We start from the raw sequence: 20,540 nt of genomic DNA, 5'->3' as shown, positions 1-20,540 counted from the left end.
TCGCGGGAGCTGTACTCTACGGATGTGATAACGCGGACAGGTTGTCCGCGATCAAGATGTTTGCACTCAATGGGGCAAAAGAGTCGGTATACAGCAAAAGCTGAGTGGATTACTCCAGTTCAGCCATCAGTTTAACCAGATGTTCAACCGCCTGTTGCTCATCTTCACCTTCTGCAGAGAGCGTCACCACTGTGCCCTGAGTCAGGCCCAGCGTTTGCAGCTTGAACAGGCTCTTGGCGCTGGCGGATTTGCCATTAGAGGTCACGGTGATTTCTGACTGGAACGCTTTCGCTTCTTTAACAAACTGCGCAGCAGGACGAGTGTGAAGACCATTCGGTGCGGTGATAGTAACTTCTTGCTGGAACATTCTGTTTCCCCAACGTTATCAGGTTTGGTGTTATGGACTTAAAGTCTAGCCTGGAGCCGTAACTTTAGCCTGTGTAGGTGCGCGGGTATAGCGTAACGCTGACCAATAAATGCGCTTGATTGAATGAGCGTGTCACTCCAGTGAAGGGTCAAAATCCATGTCGAGCACTTCAGCTGCCAATTATGCCGTGATTCGCCTCAACGCCAAAAGCGTAAATCGATTCAGCTTGATCCACTTCAAAGGCTGATTAATTTCAGGCTTCGAAATAATTGGCAGCTTAAATACCAGAGCCGAGTCACTGAAATCAATCTGGCTGGTGATGAAAGTGAGATCTGCGCCACAAAAAAGCACCCATCCGGGTGCTTTTTCGGCATTTTCAGACGCAGACCTTACTGCTGAAGCTCTTTCTCGGTAAAAAGGTCGGCAAAGAGTGCGGTGCTGAGGTAGCGCTCGCCGGAAGAGGGCAGAATGACCACAATATTCTTGTTGGCGAAGGACTCATCTTCCTGAAGTTTCAGCGCCGCTGCAACGGCTGCACCTGAAGAGATACCAGCCAGAATACCTTCTTCTTCCATCAGCTGACGCGCAGTGCTGATGGCTTCTTCATTGGTGATAGCCACAACGCGATCGACCAGGTTCAGATCCAGGTTGCCAGGAATGAAGCCTGCGCCGATACCCTGAATTTTATGCGGGCCAGGTTTGATCTCATCACCCGCCATAGCCTGGGCAATTACCGGAGAATCCGTTGGCTCCACCGCCACGGTAATCAGATCTTTCTTGCCTTTAGTATTTTTGATATAGCGAGAGACGCCGGTCAGCGTGCCGCCCGTGCCGACACCGGCAATAAACACATCTACCGCGCCGTCGGTATCTTCCCAGATTTCAGGACCGGTTGTTTTTTCGTGAATTTCCGGGTTAGCCGGGTTGCTGAACTGCTGCAGCAGTACATATTTGTCAGGATCGCTGGCTACAATCTCTTCAGCCTTGGCAATAGCGCCTTTCATGCCTTTTGGCCCTTCGGTCAGCACCAGGTTGGCACCCAACGCCTTCAGCAGCTTGCGACGTTCGACGGACATGGTTTCTGGCATAGTCAGCGTCAGCTTGTAGCCGCGCGCGGCAGCAACATAGGCCAGCGCAATGCCGGTATTACCGCTGGTGGGTTCAACCAGCTCAACGCCGGGTTTCAGAATACCGCGTTTCTCTGCGTCCCAAATCATATTGGCACCGATACGGCATTTAACGCTGAAGCTCGGGTTACGGGATTCCACCTTCGCCAGAATGCGGCCGTTACCGATGCGGTTCAGTCGAACCAGTGGCGTATGACCAATTGTCAACGAGTTGTCTTCATAGATCTTACTCATGGCCTGTCCTTAACTGTATGAATTATTGGGAACCCTCAGAGCATACCCTTTCTGCTTTCACGCGGAAGGAAAGAAAACGCATATCTATATGTCTCCCCGCAATAAGCCTTGCAAAAAATTGCATAAGGCGTGCTGATAATGCGCTAGCGTAGCTCAGTACGGCCCAGTTGCCCGCGATAGCGATCCACCCACATGGCTGTCGCGCCACATACGGCGACCGGCATGATAGCCAGATTCAAAATCGGAATCATCGTGAACAGGCTAACCAGCGCCCCGAACTGCATATTGGCACTTTTGTGCTGGCGCAATGCCCCGCGCATCTGATGAAAGCTGACTTTGTGGTTATCAAAGGGATAGTCGCAATACTGCACTGAGAGCATCCAGGCGCTAAACAGAAACCACAGCACGGGAGCCACCGTCTGGCCAAAGCCCGGAATGAAATAGAGCAGCAGCAGGCCAAGGGCGCGTGGCAGGTAGTAGCCAAGCTTTTGCAGCTCGCGCTTCATGATGCGCGGCACGTCTTTGAGCATCGCCAGCCAGCCGCTGTCTGGCAGCGGTTTGCCGGTCAGCCGGCCTTCCAGCTGTTCTGCCAGCAGGCCGCAAAAGGGCGCGGCGATCCAGTTGGCAATAGTAGAAAAGAAGTAGCTAAACACCAGCACGATAGAGATGACTGACAGCGGCCAGAGCAGATAGCTCAGCCACTGAAGCCAGTCAGGAATGTGGGCCATCAGCTGCGGGATCCAGCTGCCCAGACGGTAGAACAGCCAGACGAAAGCACCGCCCAGCAGCAGAATATTAATCAGTAGCGGAACAATAACGAAACGCCGAATGCCCGGCAAACGCACCAGCTTCCAGCCTTCACTAAAATAGTGCACACCGTTGTAACGTGAGACAGTGTTCTCTCGGGCCATACAGGCAACTCTCCAGAAAATAATCAGGCGAGACCATAATAACCTGGCTTTTTCTCCTGACCACGGGGCGATTGCGCGAAAAAGCAGCAAAAAAACGTGGGGTGACTATCTTATTTGTCAGAAAATACTGCACGAGCTTGCACTTGTTTAGCTGGGCAAATACAGTTAGAGGATAAAGTTTGCCGCGGTGGCAAGGTATTGGAACAACAGAGAATACAATGATGCAGGATTTGCGTCTGATATTAATCGTTGTTGGCGCGATCGCCATTATAGCGCTTCTCCTTCACGGACTGTGGACCAGCCGTAAAGAGCGCTCGTCAGTGTTCCGCGATCGCCCGCATAAACGGCTCAAGCAGCGTGAACAGCGCGAAGATGAAGACAGCCTGACCGATGACGAAGCAGAAAGCGTCGGTGAAGTTCGCGTGCGCCAGGAGCGCCCGCATCAGGAACCTCGCTTCGACAATTTCCACGACGATCAGCAGGATGATGCCCCCGCGTTTAGCGCACCGGCAGAAAAGCCGCGTCAGCCGGCTGTTCGTCCGCAGCCGCAGCCAGAAAACGATCCGTTGCTGGCGCCACAGTCTCAGACTCCGCGCCCGCAGCAGGCTGCGACGCCGCGTCCGCAGCCTGCTCAGCCGACCGCAAAAGCGCCGCAGGAGCCTGCACCGCGCTTTGCACCGGCGCAGCCCATTCAGGCCGATCCGCTACTGGATCTTGACCCACTGGAAGCGGTTCAGAGCGAGCCGGAGTATCAGGCTGAGCCAGAGCCGCATTCGCCAGTTCACCAACAGCCAGTTCATCAACAGCCTGTGCATCAACAGCCTGTGCATCAACAGCCAGAACACTCTGAACCTGTTCATCAGGAAGCGCCTAAGGCAGCCAGTAAGCCGAAAGAGGCGGTGCTGGTGCTACATGTGGCTGCTCACACAGGCGGCTCGCTGAACGGTGAAGCGCTGCTGCAAGGTATTTTGCAGGCCGGTTTCCAGTTCGGTGAAATGAATATCTTCCATCGCCATCTCAACCCTGCGGGTAGCGGCCCGGTGCTATTCAGCCTGGCGAATATGGTGAAGCCTGGCTCGTTCAATCCAGATGAAATGTCTGCTGATTTTTCTACACCGGGCGTGTCCATCTTTATGATGGTGCCCTCTTACGGCGATGCAAATCAGAACTTTAAGCTGATGCTGCAATCTGCCCAGCGTATTGCTGATGACGTTGGCGGCGTGGTGCTGGATGACGAGCGTCGCATGATGACACCACAAAAGCTGGAAACCTATAAGACCCGCATTCGCGAGGTCACTGAAGCCAGAGAATAATTCAGGCTACGCATTCTGAATCACTCCAAACCCCCGCCTGTCGGGGGTTTTTTATCTGATGGGGCACTATGAAATCCGTTCAGGACCAGATCACCGAACTGCGCACTACGCTGCGCCATCACGAATATCTGTACCACGTTATGGACGCGCCCGAGATACCGGACGCCGAATATGACCGGCTGATGCGCACGCTGCGCGAGCTGGAAGCGCAGCATCCTGAGCTGGTTACGCCGGACTCGCCAACGCAGCGCGTGGGTGCCGCTCCGCTGACGGTATTTGAGCAGGTGCGGCATGAAGTTCCGATGCTGTCACTGGACAATACCTTTGACGAGGCGGGCTTTCTCGCCTTTAACAAGCGCGTGCAGGATCGTCTGAAAAGCAGCGAGGAGATTGCTTACTGCTGTGAAATGAAGCTGGATGGTCTGGCGGTCAGCCTGCTGTACGAAAATGGCCTGCTGACGCGTGCGGCAACGCGCGGCGACGGCACTACCGGCGAAAACATCACTGCCAACGTTCGTACCATCGGTGCCATTCCGCTGCGCCTTAAGGGTGACGATTTTCCGGCTCGGCTGGAGGTGCGTGGCGAAGTCTTTATGACGCAGCGCGGCTTTGAAAAGCTGAATAACGAAGCGCGCCGCACCGACGGGAAGATATTTGCTAACCCGCGCAACGCCGCCGCCGGCTCGCTGCGCCAGCTGGACCCGCGCATCACTGCAAAACGTCCGCTGACCTTCTTCTGCTATGGCTTTGGCCTGCTGGAAGGCGGAGAGCTGCCGGGCAGCCACTACGAACGTTTACAGCAGTTTAAGGCGTGGGGGCTGCCGGTCAGCGATCGCATCAGGCTGGTGCACAGTGCTGAAGAGGCGCTGGCCTTCTATCGTCAGATTGAAACCGATCGTCCCGAACTTGGTTTTGATATTGACGGCGTGGTGATTAAAGTTGACTCGCAGGCATTGCAGGAGCAACTGGGCTTCGTGGCCCGCGCGCCGCGCTGGGCGGTGGCGTTCAAGTTCCCGGCACAGGAGCAGATGACCGTGGTGCGGGACGTGGAGTTTCAGGTTGGCCGCACCGGCGCGGTGACGCCGGTGGCGCGTCTGGAACCGGTACTGGTGGCAGGGGCCATGGTCAGTAACGCGACGCTGCACAATGCCGATGAAATTGAGCGTCTCGGCCTGCGCATTGGCGACAAGGTTGTTATTCGCCGCGCGGGTGATGTGATCCCGCAGGTGGTCAGCGTGGTGACATCGGAGCGCCCGGCCGACGCGCGTGAAGTGGTTTTCCCTACCCACTGTCCGGTGTGCGGCTCCGATGTTGAGCGCGTAGAAGGTGAAGCGGTGGCTCGCTGCACCGGCGGGCTGATTTGCGGTGCCCAGCGTAAAGAGGCGCTGAAGCACTTTGTCTCCCGTCGCGCGATGGATGTCGACGGGCTGGGCGACAAGATTATCGATCAGCTGGTAGAGACCGAATATGTTAAAACACCGGCGGATCTTTTCAGGCTGACGCCAGAAAAGCTGCTGGGTCTGGATCGTATGGGACCCAAATCGGCGCAAAATGTGGTTAATGCGCTGGAGAAGGCTAAATCAACCACGCTGGCGCGCTTTCTCTATGCGCTTGGCATCCGCGAAGTAGGTGAGGCTACCGCCGCAAACCTGGCGAACCATTTTGGCGAGCTGCAGAAAGTGATGGACGCCGATCTTGACGCGCTGATTGCGGTTCAGGATGTAGGCACCGTCGTGGCGACGCACGTGCGCAACTTTATGGAAGAAGAGAGCAATCGCGACGTTATTCGCCAGCTGATTGAGGAGTCTGGTGTGCACTGGCCGCCCATCAACGTGGTCAGGGCCGAGGAAATTGACAGCCCGTTCGCGGGTAAAACCGTGGTGCTGACCGGCTCGCTAACGCAGCTGACGCGCGATGAGGCAAAAGACCGGCTGACCGCGCTGGGTGCGAAAGTCAGCGGCAGCGTGTCGAAGAAAACCGATCTGGTGATTGCCGGCGAAGCGGCGGGCTCTAAGCTGGTGAAGGCGCAGGAGCTGGGTATTACGGTTATTGACGAAGCCGAAATGATCCGCCTGCTGGACGCCTGATATGGATAAGGCATTCCTGGTTGAAATTGCCAACACAACAATGCCTTTTGGTAAATATAAAGGCTGCCTGCTTATCGATCTGCCGGAACCTTACCTGCTGTGGTTTGCGCGTAAGGGCGAGTTTCCTTCGGGTCATTTAGGTGAGCTGATGGAAATGACCCTCGCCATCAAGGTTGAAGGGCTGGAAGGGCTGGTAAAGCCGCTAAAACGTAATGCGTAAAAAAGCCCGCTTCTGCGGGCTTTTTTGTTACTTCTGGGACTGTATCACGGTCGCGTTAACGTCCTGCTGCTTCAGCTGCTTCTCATGACTGGTTTTGTAGCGCTGCGCAATGAAAGAGCAGACCATAAGCTGAACCTGATGGAAGATCATCAAGGGCAGCACAATAATCCCCACCGTGCTCGCCGGGAACAGGATATTTGCCATCGGCACCCCGTTCGCCAGACTCTTTTTCGATCCGCAAAACAGTACGACGATTTCATCGGCGCGCCTGAAGCCAAACAGACGCGCGGCGCTAAAGTTAATGACCAGCACCAGAGCCAGCAACAGAATACAGCCCGCCAGAATCCACAGCAGGGTATCGATACCTACGCGATGCCAGATACCGTTAACTACCGCTTCACTAAAGGCGGAGTAGACCACCAGCAAAATTGAGGTCTGGTCGGTTTTACCGATCAGGCTACGGTGTCTCTCCACCCAGCCAGCGATCCAGCGGCGCGACAGATGACCCAGCACAAAGGGCACCAGCAGCTGCAGCATAATCTTTCCGACCTGTTCAAAACCGTCGGTCGGTGCGCTGCTATGCACGTCCATGACCAGATTTACCAGCAGCGGTGAGATAAAGACGCCCAGCAGACTCGATGCTGAAGCGCTGCATACCGCAGCCGCCACGTTGCCGCCTGCCATTGAGGTAAAGGCGATGGCAGACTGGACGGTCGCGGGCAGAATACAGAGATAGATAAAGCCGGTATAGATTTCCGGGCCGACGCTGACCGGATGCCACCAGACAATCAGTAGCCCGATGATCGGGAACAGCACAAAAGTGCTGAACATAATCCACAGGTGCAGCCGCCAGTGGCTACTGCCTGCAATGATCTTGTCGCGCGACAGCTTGGCCCCGTGCATGAAAAACAGCAGGGCAATGGCCGCGGTGGTCAGATAATCAAAAATATCGACAAAGACGCCTTTAGCGGGCAGGAAGGTTGCCAGCAGCACGGTGATGATCAGTTTGATCATCATCGGATCGAGTCGCAGAAATCCCATTGTTAAAATCCGGTTAAAAATAACAGACTGTGATTGTGCGTGAAGTCGGTTTAGAAATAAAATTGATTTATTGCATCAATCTATGAGCCATTTAGATGAATTATACCCTGCGTCAGTTGCGTACCTTTGTAGCCGTAGCCCATCACGGTGGATTCAGTCAGGCCGGACAGGCAATAGGGCTGAGTCAGTCAGCGGTCAGCCACAGTATTAAAGAGCTGGAAGCTGTCATTGGGGTACGGCTACTGGATCGGACCACGCGCGAGGTCATTCTGACCGCGGCGGGGCAGCAGCTGGCATCGCGTATGGCGAGTCTGCTGGAGGAGATGAACTCTACGCTGCTCGACATCCGCAGCTACGGTGAACAGCGAAGCGGTACGGTGCGCATCGCCGCCAGCCAGACCATCTCAGCTCATCTGATGCCGCAGTGCCTGGCGGCCAGCCAGCGGAGTTATCCCGACATTCAGGTGATTTTGCGCGATCGGATGCAGCAGGTGGTATTGCAGAGCGTTCGCAATGCAGAGGTTGATTTTGGCATTGTCATTGGTCCACTTAGTGATAACGATCTCGACTATCAGCCCGTTCTGGAAGAGCCGTTTCTGCTGTTGTGCCGCAGTGATGATCCACTTGCGTCGGTGGAGAAAGCGCACTGGCGCATGCTGGCAGGACGCGACATGGTATTGCAGGATTACGCGTCCGGCAGCCGCGTGCTGATTGACGCGGCGCTGCGTCAGCAGCAGATCGACATTAATGTGGTGCAGGATATTGGCCATCCGGCGACGCTGTTTCCGATGGTGGATGCAGGCATTGGTATCAGTATTTTGCCTGCGCTGGCATTGCCGCTTCCGGCGGGAAGGGCGCTGACGGTTCGTCGTCTCTATCCTGAAATCAATCGCAGCCTGATGCTGATCAAGCGGAAAAACCGCTCGCTGACGCCCGCCTCTGAAGCGATCTGGCAAGAAGTGCGTCAGCAGGCCAGGCTGCTGACGCAACAACGCGCAGCCAGTCCCGCTTTTTAGATGTAAACGTTAACCTGATTCTTTTCGGTCGGGCGATTAATGCCATCGGCCGCCTTCACGCTTCCGGTTTGCTGCTCAGCTTCACTGCTTTGCTGCGCAGCTTCAGTCTGTTTCTGCTCAAGCTGGGCAATCTGCGCCTCAAGCATCGTAATCTGCGACTGGTACATCTGTTCCATCTCAGATTTCTGTTCGTCGGTTAGCTCCTGGTTATCTGCCAGCTCTTTTACCTGTTTCGTGATGTTCTGAATCTGTTTGTTAAGTGCGGAAATCTGCGACGACACGCTGGCGCTGCTGCCGGTACTGCCGGATAAGGCGGAAATTGCTGACATCGGTGTTCTCCCTACAATTAGACAAGATCAGTATCGGTTCAGGCAGCGATCACTTGAGGCAGAAAAACGTTAAAGTCCGGAAAAAGCGGCGTAAGTTTTTTTGAAAGCGATGAATGCTGCGTAACGAAACGATGTAGAGGTGCGGAACAGGGGGGCGGGGCGTTCGTATCCGTTACAAAGCCGCTAAAGATCGGTCAGATTTTTTCTGAAAGCATGCAGCCGAATAACCTACAGGTGCAAAGCAAGGGGCATGAGGTAAAACGTCCGCCGCAGGGCGGCAGCGGTCGAGACCACACGAACGTGTTCACACCGACTTTACGTAACGGTCCCGGCTTTAGCGGGCAGAAACATAAAAAGCGCCGACAAGACGCTTTTCTCTGAACCGGAGAGTTGCTGGGCAGTGCCTCGGCCCATCCCCGGCTTCGCTGCGGGTGAGACTGCGCATCGGCCTGAATCGCGGCGGTGATGCAGTTGTCTCTGCGCGGATTTTCATCCGACCCATCAAACCTGTGGCGCAGAGAAACCAACAGGGGCAGACTCACAGCATGCAGAAACGAAAAAAGCGCCATAAGGCGCTTTTCTCTGAATTGGTGGGTCGTGCAGGATTCGAACCTGCGACCAATTGATTAAAAGTCAACTGCTCTACCAACTGAGCTAACGACCCGAAGTGGTGGGTGATGACGGGCTCGAACCGCCGACCCCCTCCTTGTAAGGGAGATGCTCTACCAACTGAGCTAATCACCCACTTCGGTACTACTTAACAAGAGCGTCATCTGACTGAGATATGGTGGGTGATGACGGGCTCGAACCGCCGACCCCCTCCTTGTAAGGGAGATGCTCTACCAACTGAGCTAATCACCCATATCTTATCTCTTGTTCACTGCGGGCCACCTTGAGAGTGGTGGGTGATGACGGGCTCGAACCGCCGACCCCCTCCTTGTAAGGGAGATGCTCTACCAACTGAGCTAATCACCCCCGCTGTGTGGAGTCGCATTATAGGGATCCTTCGAAGTGAGTCAACGCTTTTTAAAACTAAAATGCGCGTTCGCTTTAAAATTAGTCATCCCGCGCTGCTTTTAGCCAATGTGCTGGTTTTATTAGCAGAAACCCGCGGCTTTAGCCGCTTGCGCCCGTGCGCAGTCATTGAGGATTCAACGCCAGGTGCTAGAATGTGCGCACTGTTTTTTCGCGTCTAACCCGTTTTTTGTCATCCAGACACAAAACCTGCGCATCTAAGGCACTGCTGAATGAAAATCAAAACACGCTTCGCACCCAGCCCGACCGGCTACCTGCACGTTGGCGGCGCTCGTACCGCGCTCTACTCCTGGCTCTTTGCCCGTCACAACCAGGGTGAATTTGTCCTGCGCATCGAAGATACCGATCTGGAACGTTCAACGCCGGAAGCCATTGAAGCCATCATGGATGGGATGAACTGGCTGAGCCTGGAGTGGGACGAAGGTCCGTACTACCAGACAAAACGCTTCGATCGCTATAACAACGTCATCGACGAAATGCTGGAGGCGGGTACCGCCTATAAATGCTACTGCTCTAAAGAACGCCTGGAACAGCTGCGTGAAACCCAAATGGCGAATGGCGAAAAGCCGCGCTACGACGGCCGCTGCCGCGACAGCCACGAACATCACGCGGCAGATGAACCTTGCGTGGTACGTTTCCGTAACCCGCAGGAAGGCTTGGTTATCTTTGACGACCAGATCCGTGGCCCGATTGAATTCAGTAATCAGGAGCTGGATGACCTGATCATCCGCCGTACCGACGGCTCGCCTACTTATAACTTCTGTGTGGTTGTCGACGACTGGGATATGGGCATTACCCACGTTATCCGCGGTGAAGACCACATCAACAACACCCCGCGCCAGATCAACATCCTTAAAGCCATTGGCGCGCAGGTTCCGGTTTATGCACACGTCTCCATGATCCTGGGCGATGACGGCAAGAAACTGTCTAAACGTCACGGTGCGGTTGGTGTAATGCAGTACCGCGACGACGGCTACCTGCCGGAAGCGCTACTTAACTATCTGGTACGTCTGGGCTGGTCTCACGGCGATCAGGAGATCTTCTCTGTTCCTGAGATGAAAGCGCTGTTCACGCTGGAAGCAGTCAGCAAATCGGCCAGCGCCTTTAATACCGAAAAGCTACAGTGGCTTAACCACCACTACATTAATAGCCTGGCACCAGAATATGTGGCGACACATCTGCAATGGCACATTGAACAGCAGAAGATCGATACCCGCACCGGTCCGGAACTGGCTAAGCTGGTGACGCTGCTGGGTGAACGCTGCAAGACGCTGAAAGAGATGGCTGCATCCTGCCGTTACTTCTATGAAGAGTTTGATGCGTTTGATGCCGATGCGGCGAAGAAACACCTGCGCCCGGTTGCGCGTCAGCCGCTGGAAGTCGTGCGCGACAAACTGAACGCCATTACCGACTGGACGGCCGAAAACGTGCACCATGCCATTCAGAGCACGGCAGATGAACTGGAAGTCGGTATGGGCAAGGTCGGCATGCCGCTGCGTGTCGCCGTTACCGGAGCCGGTCAGTCGCCGGGTCTGGACGTCACCGTTGAGGCTATTGGCCGCAGCCGCAGCGTGGCGCGCATTGAAAAAGCGCTGGCCTTTATCGCAGAACGCGAAGCACAGGCCTGATAAAAAAAACCGGAAGCACAACGCTTCCGGTTTTTTTATTCTTCGCTAATTCCCAACCTTTGCAGTACGCCACTAATCCCTTCACGCAGAATCATCGCAGCGAGCAGGTCTTGCTCATTTTGTGTCATTTGCTGTACAGAACTTAATAGTAACGCAGGTAAAGAATTTTGTTGTGCAGTGTAGGAGGCGTTAGGCTCGTTCAGGTTACGCATGGACTGAATAAAGCTCTTCACACGCTCATCAATATGAATCAATCTCGCTTTACCACCTTGTACGCCGGGCTTCGGCGTTGTGGTCCAGTTTTCACGTTTGATCCATTTATTCACAGTCTGACGACTGTAACCCGTTTCATTTGCCAGCTCTTCCGGAGTTAACCATTCCTTTTTCACGATGCTGTCCCTGTTTAATACATTAGCTCTACATATTACAGCAAATCGTTACGTGTGAAAGTAACCCATAGGGAAATTGCCTTTTGCCTCGTGACAAAAGGCAAAAAAACTTACTGGGCCGAACTCACTGCTTCAGCAGAAGGGCGGAAAGCCAGGAAGTAGGCGAGGCCAACAAAAACCGCACCCCCTACGCCATTACCCAGGAAAACGGCAGCAAAGTTTGGCAGATACTCTGCCCAGCTCAGCTGGCCCGCAAAAATAGCCGCAGGCACGATAAACATGTTGGCAACAACGTGCTGGAAGCCGATGGCAACAAACGCCATAACCGGGAACCACATGCCGAAGATTTTGCCCACCACATCTTTACTGGCGAACGCCAGCCAGACCGCCAGACAGACCAGCCAGTTACAGCCAATACCGGAAATAAAGGCGTGCATAAAGTCAGCATTAACTTTAGCGCTGGCGATAGCGACAGTCTTCTTCAGGTAGTCACCTTCGGTCATGCCCAGCATGTGGCCAAAGAACCACGCAACGGCCAGGCTGCCGATAAAGTTGGCGATGGTCACCCAGAACCAGTTACGCACTACGGCAAATCCGCTGATACGGCGTGCGAACCAGGCGACTGGCATGGTCATCATATTGCCGGTCAGCAGCTCGCCACCCGCCAGTACGGTCAGGATCAGGCCCACCGGGAAGACGGCTGCACCCAGCAGACCGCCGAATGAGCCCCAGTCTGCCGGAAGTGAATTGATGACGTGCAGATCGAGCAGGAAGCCGGTAGCAATAAAAGCGCCAGCCATAAAGCCAAGAATGAGCAACGTCGGAATGGAGGCGCGGCTTTTAGTGACGCCAGCCTGAATCGCCAGCTGAGCGATTTCTTTAGGTGAATGCAGCGACATAGTATCTCGAATATTATGAGTTATTGTGACAGAAATGGTGTTGTATAAAGGCGTGGCTTGCGAGGACCACATAGTTAGCGGGCTAAGTTTTGCACGGCTTTTAACGGAAAACAAGAAAAATCCTAAAGGGTGATTAACTGAAATTTAACCTGTGCAGGGGGGAAAGAAGTCCGGATTGCCGTGCTTTGTTGCCGGGCTGGTGGGCAGCAGCTAAAACCCGGCGAAAAAACAGCGCAATCCGTGACTTGCCGCCTTTTTCAGCGATCGCACGCGCTTTTTCATTTTGCCGTTGACACTCCGGGGACGGTTTCATATTATGCCGTCCGTCGAGTAACACGACGGTTTTTTCGGTTCGGGGCTATAGCTCAGCTGGGAGAGCGCTTGCATGGCATGCAAGAGGTCAGCGGTTCGATCCCGCTTAGCTCCACCAAATCGCTTCCCAACGGTTTGGCACTGAAAAAACAATTCCAGATGTGGGGGTATAGCTCAGCTGGGAGAGCGCTTGCATGGCATGCAAGAGGTCAGCGGTTCGATCCCGCTTATCTCCACCATTATCTAAGCCCTGATTTCTCAGGCAGAGTCCAGAACCTTCTTCCGTTAGCATTTTCACGCCTGAAAAAAAGCGTCATCGCTGCCGCCTGAGATTTTGCACGCGCTGTTTACGCCGTCACATTTTCTGCCTGCGGCTGTAATACCCGAAAGCCGTGCGTGCCGTCGCGATCCAGTTGCGCCACCAGACCATACTCCCAGTCGAGATAGGCCTGCATTACCGCGGGTTCAATATCGGTTCCCTCATAGGGACGACGGTAGCGATCGATCGCGGGTGACAGCAGTCTGCTCTCGCCCGCTTCCGTCGGGAGACCCGCCTCGCGCCAGGCCGCATTACCGCCCTGTAGCACGTAAACCGGCTTGCCGGTAAGCACCTGCACCTGTTCCACCGCATACCCCGCCAGCAGACTGCTACCGCAGGTTAACACGTAGCGCGCAGCATCGGGCAGCAAGGCGTTGCCCCGCTGTTGCAGCGTCGAGCGCAGCAGCCAGGCGGCTCCGGGAATATGGCTTTTCACATAATTGGCGCGGGTGGTGAAATCGAGTACCTGGGTATCACCCTGCCTGAGCCACTCATCAAGCTGCTGTGGGGAAAGCGTCTGCGCAGAGGGAGAGGGCGGAACCTGAGCCGACCAGCTGCCCGTAGCGCTAAAATCCTGCGGCTGCACGCCGTCGAGTACCGCAACGTCCCAGCCCATCTGCGCCAGCCAGGAGGCGGTCATACTGGCGCGCACGCCGTCACTGTCTACCAGCACGATACGCGCGCCGCGCACGCTGGCGTAGTGATCGGTTTCCTGCACCAGCTGGCCACCCGGAACGTGCCGACTGCCTGGCAGATGCCCGGCGCTGTACTCATCGGCGTCGCGTACGTCAAACAGATAAGTCGTGCGTGCCTCCTGCTGCCAGCGCGTCAGCGTACCGGCGTTAATGCGCGCCACGCCCGCCTGTTCCGCCACCTGACGCGCCTGCGCGACGGCGTGGCGACGCGCGGTTTCGCTGGTCTCGCCATAGCGACGGCTCTGCTGCTGCTCCAGCGTCAGCCCCGCCAGCGTCCAGCCAATCGTACCGTTGCGTAGCGCATAAACCGGATTGCGGATCCCGGCATTCACCAGCGACTGCGTGCCGATAATGCTGCGCGTGCGTCCCGCGCAGTTCACGATCACCGTGGTATCCGGTGAGGGAGCAATGTCGCGCACGCGCAGTACCAGTTCGCCACCCGGCACGCTGATGCCGCCGGGAATCGACATCGTGTGGTATTCATCAAAACGGCGCGCGTCCAGCACCACAACGTCAGCCTTGTTGCGTAGCAGCGCATCGACCTCCTCTGCGGCCAGCGATGGCGTATGGTTATGATGTTCCACCAGCTCGCCGAAGGCTTTGCTGGGCGAGTTCACGTCGATAAACAGCTCGCCTCCCGCAGCGGTCCAGCCTGCAAGGTCGCCTTTCAGCAGGGTGATATTGCTGTAGCCCCACGCCGTAGCCCGTTCCGCCGCCGCCTGTGCCAGGCCCTCACCGTTGTCATACAGCGTAATGGCCGTATCGCGTCGCGGAAGGCGATCCAGCCACTCCAGCTCCAGTTTCGACAGCGGTATATTAATGGCAAACAGCGGATGCCCTTGCGCATAGAGCGCCTCATCGCGCACGTCGACCAGTGCCACTTCCTGCTGCTGACGCAGCGCCTGCTGAATCTCTGCGGCATCGCGCAGAGGAAAAAGATTAGCCATGTGAGAGATCCCAGATATTAGGTAAATAGCGGTTGCTGTAGCCGGAAATAAAGGGTTTTTCGCTGCCGTCTTCACGGTAGACGGCGCGCTTTACCGCGCCAATATTGGCGCCGTAAACGTGAATGCTGACAGAGACGCGGTCATCGAACGCGTTACGGACGCGATGAATATCGCCGACGCGCGGCGACACCGCCTCAATCTGACCGGGCTCCAGGCGCACCGGTGCGCCATCCTCGACCAGATCGCCGTTAACGGACCTGAAGCCCTGTGATACTTCTGCGCCGCGCAGCATGCCGATCAATCCCCACACGCGATGATCATGAACCGGCGTCTGCTGGCCAGGCCCCCAGACAAAGCTCACCACGGAGAAGCGCTGTTGCGCGTCGGCATAAAGCAGATATTGCTGATAATGCTGCGGATGGGGCTGGGTAAAAGTGTCATCCAGCCAGTCATCATGCTGTAGCAGCGGGCGGAGCAGCGCGCTGCCGTGCGTCAGAATTGTTGCCTCGTCTGGCTGCTGGTCGAGCAGGGCAGCAAGCTGCGTGACGAAATCACGCAGGCGGTGATGCTGTAGAGCGCTCACGATTTATTCTCCTGATACTGCTTCGCCACCTGATTTGCCCCGTTTGCCAGGCTGAAATCAAAGGCGCTGCTGACGTCCACCGCGTCAGGCAGCACCTGATAGCGATGGAAGAAGTCCGCCGATTTTTGCAGCGTAGCGATAATAGACGCATCAAACACCAGCGGGCGGATGCGCGCGTCGTCAATCCAGCTGCGGGTGAGGGTCGTCGGCATATTGAGTGATTTGCCCAGCGCCTGCGCAAACGGCTGTGGATGCTGTGCGGCCCACACCTGCGCCTTTGCCAGGCGGGTCAGAAGATCGGCAATCGCCTTACGTTTTTCGGGATCGTTCAGCGCCTCTTTACGCGCCAGCGCATAGGAGTAGCCGGACATAATGCCGCTGCCGCCCCCCTGCGGCACGCGCACCGTGCCATCTACCTGCGTTGACGTGGCGATATAGGGTTCCCAGGGCGCCCAGGCAGCAACCGCACCGGAAGTCAGCGCGGCACGGCCATCGACCGGGCCAAGGAAACGCAGCGTCACGTCATCGGGCTTCAGGCCCGCGCGCTCCAGCAGGCCGAGGATCAGATAGTGTCCCCAGCCGCCGCGGTTAACCGCAATCTGCTTGCCCTTCAGATCCTGCAGGCGGTGAATGTTGGCATCAGGTCGGGTCAGCAGCGCAATGCTGTCCGGGTTGTTCTGCCACGCGCCAACGGCCTTCACCGGCGCGCCCGCAGCATAAACAAACAGGAATGGCAGATCGCCGGTAAAGCCAACGTCGAGCGCGCCCGCATTCAGCGCTTCCTGCACCGGCGCGCCAGAGTCGAAGGCGGTGAGCTTCAGGTTGTAGGGCAGGTTATTCAGCTCGCCGGACGCCTGCAGCGAGGCAAAGCGATCGCCTTTAACGTCTCCGAGGCGCAGCGTGACTTTTTCCGCAGCAAAGGCGTGGGTGAGGCTTAACGCCAGCGTAACGCTGGCAAACAGGGCGGCGAGACGCATCAGGCGCTCCTTTTGCCGCGCGTCTGCGCAGCAACTTTTTCCCGCGTCAGCGGCAGCAGTTCGCGACCATACTCCACGGCATCGTTTAGCGGATCGAAGCCGCGGATCAGCACGCTGTCGATACCGAGGTTGTAATAATCAAGCAGCGCGTCAGAGACCTGATCCGCCGTGCCTACCAGCGCGGTAGAGTTATAGCCACCGCTGACCAGCTTTGTCACGCCGGTCCACAGCACTTTGTCATGGCGATCGCTTTCGTTTGCCGCCGCCAGCAGACGCTGCGCGCCCACGCTTTGCGGTTTAGGCAGGCCAAAAGTGTAGCCTGACTCGGCCAGCTGCTTCTGCGCCGTTTCGTAGATATGCTCGGCGCGCTCCCAGGCCTCTTTTTCAGTCTTGCCGATAATCGGGCGAAAGGAGATGTTGAATTTGATGTTTCGTCCCTGCTTTTTAGCGGCGGCGCGCACGGTCTGTACGGTCTCCGCGGCACCCTGGAGCGGCTCGCCCCACAGCGCAAACACGTCTGCATGACGTGCTGCGACGTCAATCGCCTCCGGCGAGGAGCCGCCAAAGTAGATCGGCAATTTGCTTTGCAGGGGTTTAATGGCGGAGAACGCCTGCTCAGCGCGGTAAAATTCGCCCTGGTGGTCATAAGGTTCTGTCGAAGTCAGGCTTTTGTGCAGTACGCTCAGAAACTCATCGGTGCGCGCATAACGCTCAGCTTTACTGAGGAAGTCGCCATCGCGGCGTTGTTCACTGTCGCTGCCGCCGCTGATGATGTGCACCGCCAGACGTCCTTCGGTCAGCTGATCGAGCGAAGCCAGCTTGCGCGCCGCCAGCGTTGGCGAGACAAAGCCAGGCCGGTGGGCCAGCAGGAACTTAATGCGTGAGGTGTTGGCAGCAGCGTGCGCCGTGACTAAAAAGCCATCGGGTTGATCGGACCAGTAACCCACCAGAATCCGGTCAAAGCCTGCCTCTTCATGGGCGCGGGCAAAACTGGCGATGTACTGTTTATCGAATAGCGGCCCGCTGGCCGGAATGATTTCAGAGGCCAGTCGATGGCCGATCATGCCGAGAAATTGAATGCTCATGCTGTTCTCCTGAGGTGAAGTCATCAGAAAAACTACGGGGCAGCAGGCGCGAGATGAAATTCGATATTGTGCAAAGGAATTGCGCTAAACGGGGAAGGGCGGTACAGCGCGGCTGCAGCAGAAAAGGCAGGCGTTATAACAAGCAGGAATAATTAAGAAGAAGGGCGAGAACCTGTCTCGCCCCTGGCATCAGAAAGCCAGTACCAGTCCGGCGATGGCAGCGGAAAGGACGCTGACCAGCGTTGAACCGTAAAGCAGCTTCAGGCCGAAGCGCGAGACCACGTTGCCTTGCTCTTCATTCAGGCCCTTGATGGCACCCGCCACAATACCAATAGAGGAGAAGTTGGCAAAGGAAACCAGGAAGACAGAGAGAATACCTTCCGCGTGCGGTGACAGCTGGCCCGCCACTTTTTGCAGATCCATCATCGCCACAAACTCATTGGAAACCAGCTTGGTTGCCATGATGCTACCCACCTGCAGCGCCTCGTGCGCCGGCACGCCCATCACCCAGGCAAAGGGATAGAACACGTAACCCAGCACACCCTGGAAGCTGATGCCGAAGATGAAGTCAAACAGCGCGTTCAGACCGGAAATCAGGGCGATAAAGCCAATCAGCATCGCGGCAACGATAATCGCCACGCGGAAACCTGCAAGGATATATTCGCCCAGCATTTCGAAGAAGCTCTGGCCTTTATGAATATCCTGCAGTTGCAAATCTTCTTCGCTGTCGACGCGGTAAGGGTTGATCAGCGACAGCACGATAAAGGTGCTGAACATGTTGAGCACCAGGGCCGCCACCACATACTTAGGCTGCAGCATGGTCATATAAGCGCCAACGATGGACATGGAAACGGTCGACATTGCCGTTGCGGCCATGGTGTACATGCGGCGCTGCGACATTTTGCCCAGAATATCCTTATAGGCGATAAAGTTTTCTGACTGTCCCAGAATCAGAGAGCTCACGGCGTTAAACGACTCCAGCTTGCCCATACCGTTGATCTTTGACAGCACGGTGCCGATGCCGCGGATCACCCAGGGCAGAATGCGGAAGTGTTGCAGAATACCGATCAGGGCAGAGATAAAGACGATAGGACACAGGACGTTGAGGAAGAAGAACGCGAGGCCTTTGTCATTCATATTGCCGAACACAAAGTTGGTGCCTTCACCCGCATATTTGAGCAGGTGATCAAACAGACCCGCGAAGCCTTTAACAAATCCAAGTCCGGCTTCGGAATTCAGGAAGAACCACGCCAGAAGCACTTCAATGACCAGAAGCTGGACAATGTAGCGAACTCGAATACTCTTACGGTCATGGCTGACAAGTAACGCCAGCACGCCTACCACCACTAGTGCTAAAAGAAAGTGCAAAACATGGGACATGATTGCTCCAAATTTGAGGAGAGTTGTAATTTGCTGCGTATTCTATGTAACGCGTTACTTAAAAACGAGATCAAATCCACATTATAAGGATTCGCTATCACCCCATTTCTCAGAAAAGTCTCACAGGTCACAGCCTGTTCACAAAATATTCACATCAAATATCCACAAATTTATTGTCTATAATACATCCAAAGCCTAGAGTAAGCGTTATTGCACATTTTTTTAGCAAGTGTAGCTTTACCTCGAGTTATAGCAATGGCTATACTTTATAGCTTCATCTATCACAACGATAACGATAATCCCATTTCATTTTCCGCGATCGAGCCATAAGCTGCCATGGTGTGACGCGTTCAGACAGGTAGAAAAATATGTTTGAGAGCCGTACCGCCGAGCGTGCCGCTCGCGGAGCCAGAAAAATCAAGCTCGCGCTGCTGGGGCCAGCGTTTATCGCCGCCATCGGCTACATCGATCCGGGCAATTTCGCTACCAACATCCAGGCGGGGGCCGCCTACGGCTATAAGCTGCTGTGGGTCGTTGTCTGGGCCAATATTATGGCGATGATCATCCAGCTGATGTCCGCCAAGCTCGGCATCGCCACCGGTAAAAACCTTGCAGAACATATTCGCGATCGCTTCCCGCGCCCGGCAGTATGGTTCTACTGGGTGCAGGCAGAAATTATCGCTATGGCCACCGATCTGGCGGAATTTATCGGCGCTGCCCTTGGTTTCAAGCTACTGCTGGGCATCTCTCTGCTACAGGGGGCGGTGCTGACCGGTGTGGCAACCTTCTTGATCCTGATGCTGCAAAGCCGCGGCCAGAAGCCGCTGGAGCTGGTTATTGGCGGTCTGCTGCTGTTTGTCGCGGCAGCCTATATCGTTGAGCTTTTCTTCTCTCAGCCCAAAGTCAGCGAGCTGGTGACAGGCATGGCGCTGCCTTCTCTCCCAACGTCGGATGCGGTATTCCTTGCGGCAGGCGTGCTGGGTGCTACGATCATGCCGCACGTTATCTATCTGCATTCGGCTCTTACGCAGGGGGGGGCGAGCGGCAATAAAAGCCAGCGTTACTCTTCAACCAAGCTGGATGTAGCGATAGCCATGACCATTGCGGGTTTTGTTAATCTGGCGATGATGGCAACCGCTGCCGCTGCCTTCCACTTTAGTGGCCACAGCGGTATTGCCGAACTCGATCAGGCTTATCTGACGCTGACGCCGCTGCTCGGCCATGCGGCCGCAACCGTGTTTGGGCTGAGTCTGGTCGCTGCAGGGCTTTCCTCTACCGTCGTTGGCACGCTGGCGGGTCAGGTGGTCATGCAGGGTTTTATTCGCTTCCATATTCCGCTGTGGGTACGTCGCGTAGTCACCATGCTACCCTCATTCATTGTCATCATGGCGGGCTGGGATCCGACGCGCATTCTGGTGATGAGCCAGGTCTTGCTCAGCTTTGGAATTGCGCTGGCGCTGGTGCCACTGCTGGTGTTTACCGGCAACCGGGCGCTGATGGGCGAGATGGTGAACTCTCGTCTGATGCAGAATGCCGGACGCGTGATTGTCGTGCTGGTGGTTGCCCTCAACGGCTATCTGCTGGCTGGAGAAGTGCTCGGCCTCTGACGCTGCCACAAGGCTGGCCCGATTTACGCTGGCCAGCTC

18 protein-coding genes and 6 tRNA genes are annotated in these 20,540 nt (G+C 55.8%); 8 read left to right on the top strand and 16 right to left on the bottom strand.

The window, feature by feature from the left end; all coding sequences use genetic code 11:
* Positions 1-109: 109 nt before the first annotated feature.
* From ptsH to cysZ, 3 genes are all read right to left on the bottom strand, one after another.
* Entirely contained in the window at positions 110-367 is a 258-nt protein-coding gene (ptsH, locus tag HP564_RS07580; RefSeq protein ID WP_007889063.1) for a phosphocarrier protein Hpr, read from the bottom strand.
* Between the two features lie 389 nt (positions 368-756).
* Complete coding sequence (gene cysK / locus HP564_RS07575) at positions 757-1,728, bottom strand: cysteine synthase A (protein WP_371241685.1); 972 nt, start codon at positions 1,726-1,728, stop codon at positions 757-759.
* 143 nt (positions 1,729-1,871) lie between these two features.
* Positions 1,872-2,639: a sulfate transporter CysZ gene (gene cysZ, locus HP564_RS07570; protein WP_371241683.1), complete on the bottom strand. Its 768-nt coding sequence runs from the start codon at positions 2,637-2,639 to the stop codon at positions 1,872-1,874.
* A 218-nt stretch (positions 2,640-2,857) separates the two neighbouring features.
* On the opposite strand from cysZ, the gene zipA reads away from it, so the two are divergent.
* From zipA to HP564_RS07555, 3 genes are all read left to right on the top strand, one after another.
* Entirely contained in the window at positions 2,858-3,952 is a 1,095-nt protein-coding gene (gene zipA, locus HP564_RS07565) for a cell division protein ZipA (RefSeq protein WP_371241681.1), read from the top strand.
* A 68-nt stretch (positions 3,953-4,020) separates the two neighbouring features.
* Positions 4,021-6,039, top strand: a complete 2,019-nt coding sequence (ligA, locus tag HP564_RS07560) for an NAD-dependent DNA ligase LigA (protein ID WP_371241679.1) — start codon at positions 4,021-4,023, stop codon at positions 6,037-6,039.
* Position 6,040: 1 nt separating this feature from the next.
* Complete coding sequence (locus HP564_RS07555) at positions 6,041-6,259, top strand: DUF3820 family protein (protein ID WP_371241677.1); 219 nt, start codon at positions 6,041-6,043, stop codon at positions 6,257-6,259.
* Between the two features lie 27 nt (positions 6,260-6,286).
* Here HP564_RS07555 and HP564_RS07550 read toward each other — a convergent pair whose 3' ends face one another.
* On the bottom strand, positions 6,287-7,300 hold the full coding sequence (locus HP564_RS07550; RefSeq protein WP_371241675.1) for a bile acid:sodium symporter family protein: 1,014 nt from the start codon (positions 7,298-7,300) through the stop codon (positions 6,287-6,289).
* 95 nt (positions 7,301-7,395) lie between these two features.
* On the opposite strand from HP564_RS07550, the gene HP564_RS07545 reads away from it, so the two are divergent.
* Positions 7,396-8,316, top strand: a complete 921-nt coding sequence (locus HP564_RS07545; RefSeq protein WP_371241673.1) for a LysR family transcriptional regulator — start codon at positions 7,396-7,398, stop codon at positions 8,314-8,316.
* Here the strand turns inward: HP564_RS07545 and HP564_RS07540 are convergent.
* The 5 genes from HP564_RS07540 to HP564_RS07520 form a co-directional block, all read right to left on the bottom strand.
* Positions 8,313-8,645, bottom strand: a complete 333-nt coding sequence (locus HP564_RS07540) for a FlxA-like family protein (protein WP_371241671.1) — start codon at positions 8,643-8,645, stop codon at positions 8,313-8,315. The two genes, HP564_RS07545 and HP564_RS07540, sit on opposite strands and share 4 nt — an antisense overlap.
* 588 nt (positions 8,646-9,233) lie before the next feature.
* A tRNA-Lys gene (locus HP564_RS07535) sits at positions 9,234-9,309 on the bottom strand.
* 4 nt (positions 9,310-9,313) lie between these two features.
* A tRNA-Val gene (locus HP564_RS07530) sits at positions 9,314-9,389 on the bottom strand.
* Between the two features lie 41 nt (positions 9,390-9,430).
* A tRNA-Val gene (locus HP564_RS07525) sits at positions 9,431-9,506 on the bottom strand.
* A 38-nt stretch (positions 9,507-9,544) separates the two neighbouring features.
* Positions 9,545-9,620: transfer RNA gene (locus HP564_RS07520), tRNA-Val, on the bottom strand.
* 272 nt (positions 9,621-9,892) lie between these two features.
* On the opposite strand from HP564_RS07520, the gene gltX reads away from it, so the two are divergent.
* The gene (gene gltX / locus HP564_RS07515) at positions 9,893-11,308 is read left to right on the top strand and encodes a glutamate--tRNA ligase (RefSeq protein ID WP_371241669.1); all 1,416 of its coding nucleotides are present in this window, start codon (positions 9,893-9,895) and stop codon (positions 11,306-11,308) included.
* A gap of 35 nt (positions 11,309-11,343) precedes the next feature.
* Here gltX and HP564_RS07510 read toward each other — a convergent pair whose 3' ends face one another.
* Positions 11,344-11,697, bottom strand: a complete 354-nt coding sequence (locus tag HP564_RS07510; protein WP_371241667.1) for a YfeC-like transcriptional regulator — start codon at positions 11,695-11,697, stop codon at positions 11,344-11,346.
* 110 nt (positions 11,698-11,807) lie between these two features.
* Positions 11,808-12,596 carry a formate/nitrite transporter family protein gene (locus HP564_RS07505; protein ID WP_371241665.1) on the bottom strand — a complete coding sequence of 263 codons (789 nt, stop codon included), beginning with the start codon at positions 12,594-12,596 and terminating at the stop codon, positions 11,808-11,810.
* Between the two features lie 354 nt (positions 12,597-12,950).
* On the opposite strand from HP564_RS07505, the gene HP564_RS07500 reads away from it, so the two are divergent.
* A tRNA-Ala gene (locus HP564_RS07500) sits at positions 12,951-13,026 on the top strand.
* A gap of 45 nt (positions 13,027-13,071) precedes the next feature.
* A tRNA-Ala gene (locus tag HP564_RS07495) sits at positions 13,072-13,147 on the top strand.
* Positions 13,148-13,255: 108 nt separating this feature from the next.
* Here HP564_RS07495 and HP564_RS07490 read toward each other — a convergent pair.
* The 5 genes from HP564_RS07490 to HP564_RS07470 all read right to left on the bottom strand — a co-directional run bounded on the left by HP564_RS07490 (position 13,256) and on the right by HP564_RS07470 (position 18,894).
* Positions 13,256-14,869 carry a rhodanese homology domain-containing protein gene (locus HP564_RS07490; protein ID WP_371241663.1) on the bottom strand — a complete coding sequence of 538 codons (1,614 nt, stop codon included), beginning with the start codon at positions 14,867-14,869 and terminating at the stop codon, positions 13,256-13,258.
* Positions 14,862-15,452 (bottom strand): cysteine dioxygenase, encoded by a 591-nt coding sequence (locus HP564_RS07485; protein WP_371241661.1) that lies wholly within the window; start codon positions 15,450-15,452, stop codon positions 14,862-14,864. Before HP564_RS07485 ends, HP564_RS07490 begins: the two co-directional genes overlap by 8 nt.
* Complete coding sequence (locus HP564_RS07480) at positions 15,449-16,429, bottom strand: ABC transporter substrate-binding protein (protein ID WP_371241660.1); 981 nt, start codon at positions 16,427-16,429, stop codon at positions 15,449-15,451. Before HP564_RS07480 ends, HP564_RS07485 begins: the two co-directional genes overlap by 4 nt.
* Positions 16,429-17,514, bottom strand: a complete 1,086-nt coding sequence (locus HP564_RS07475) for an LLM class flavin-dependent oxidoreductase (RefSeq protein WP_371241658.1) — start codon at positions 17,512-17,514, stop codon at positions 16,429-16,431. Before HP564_RS07475 ends, HP564_RS07480 begins: the two co-directional genes overlap by 1 nt.
* Positions 17,515-17,703: 189 nt before the next feature.
* Positions 17,704-18,894: a NupC/NupG family nucleoside CNT transporter gene (locus tag HP564_RS07470; protein WP_371241655.1), complete on the bottom strand. Its 1,191-nt coding sequence runs from the start codon at positions 18,892-18,894 to the stop codon at positions 17,704-17,706.
* A gap of 368 nt (positions 18,895-19,262) precedes the next feature.
* On the opposite strand from HP564_RS07470, the gene HP564_RS07465 reads away from it, so the two are divergent.
* Positions 19,263-20,501, top strand: coding sequence for an Nramp family divalent metal transporter (locus HP564_RS07465; protein WP_371241653.1), 1,239 nt, complete (start codon positions 19,263-19,265; stop codon positions 20,499-20,501).
* Positions 20,502-20,540: the final 39 nt, after the last annotated feature.

Origin of the sequence: Pantoea sp. KPR_PJ, from assembly GCF_041386365.1 — a bacterium.
Lineage (GTDB): Bacteria > Pseudomonadota > Gammaproteobacteria > Enterobacterales > Enterobacteriaceae > Pantoea.
Note: the sequence above shows the minus strand (reverse complement) of the source record. Positions and strands in the feature narration are given on the sequence as shown.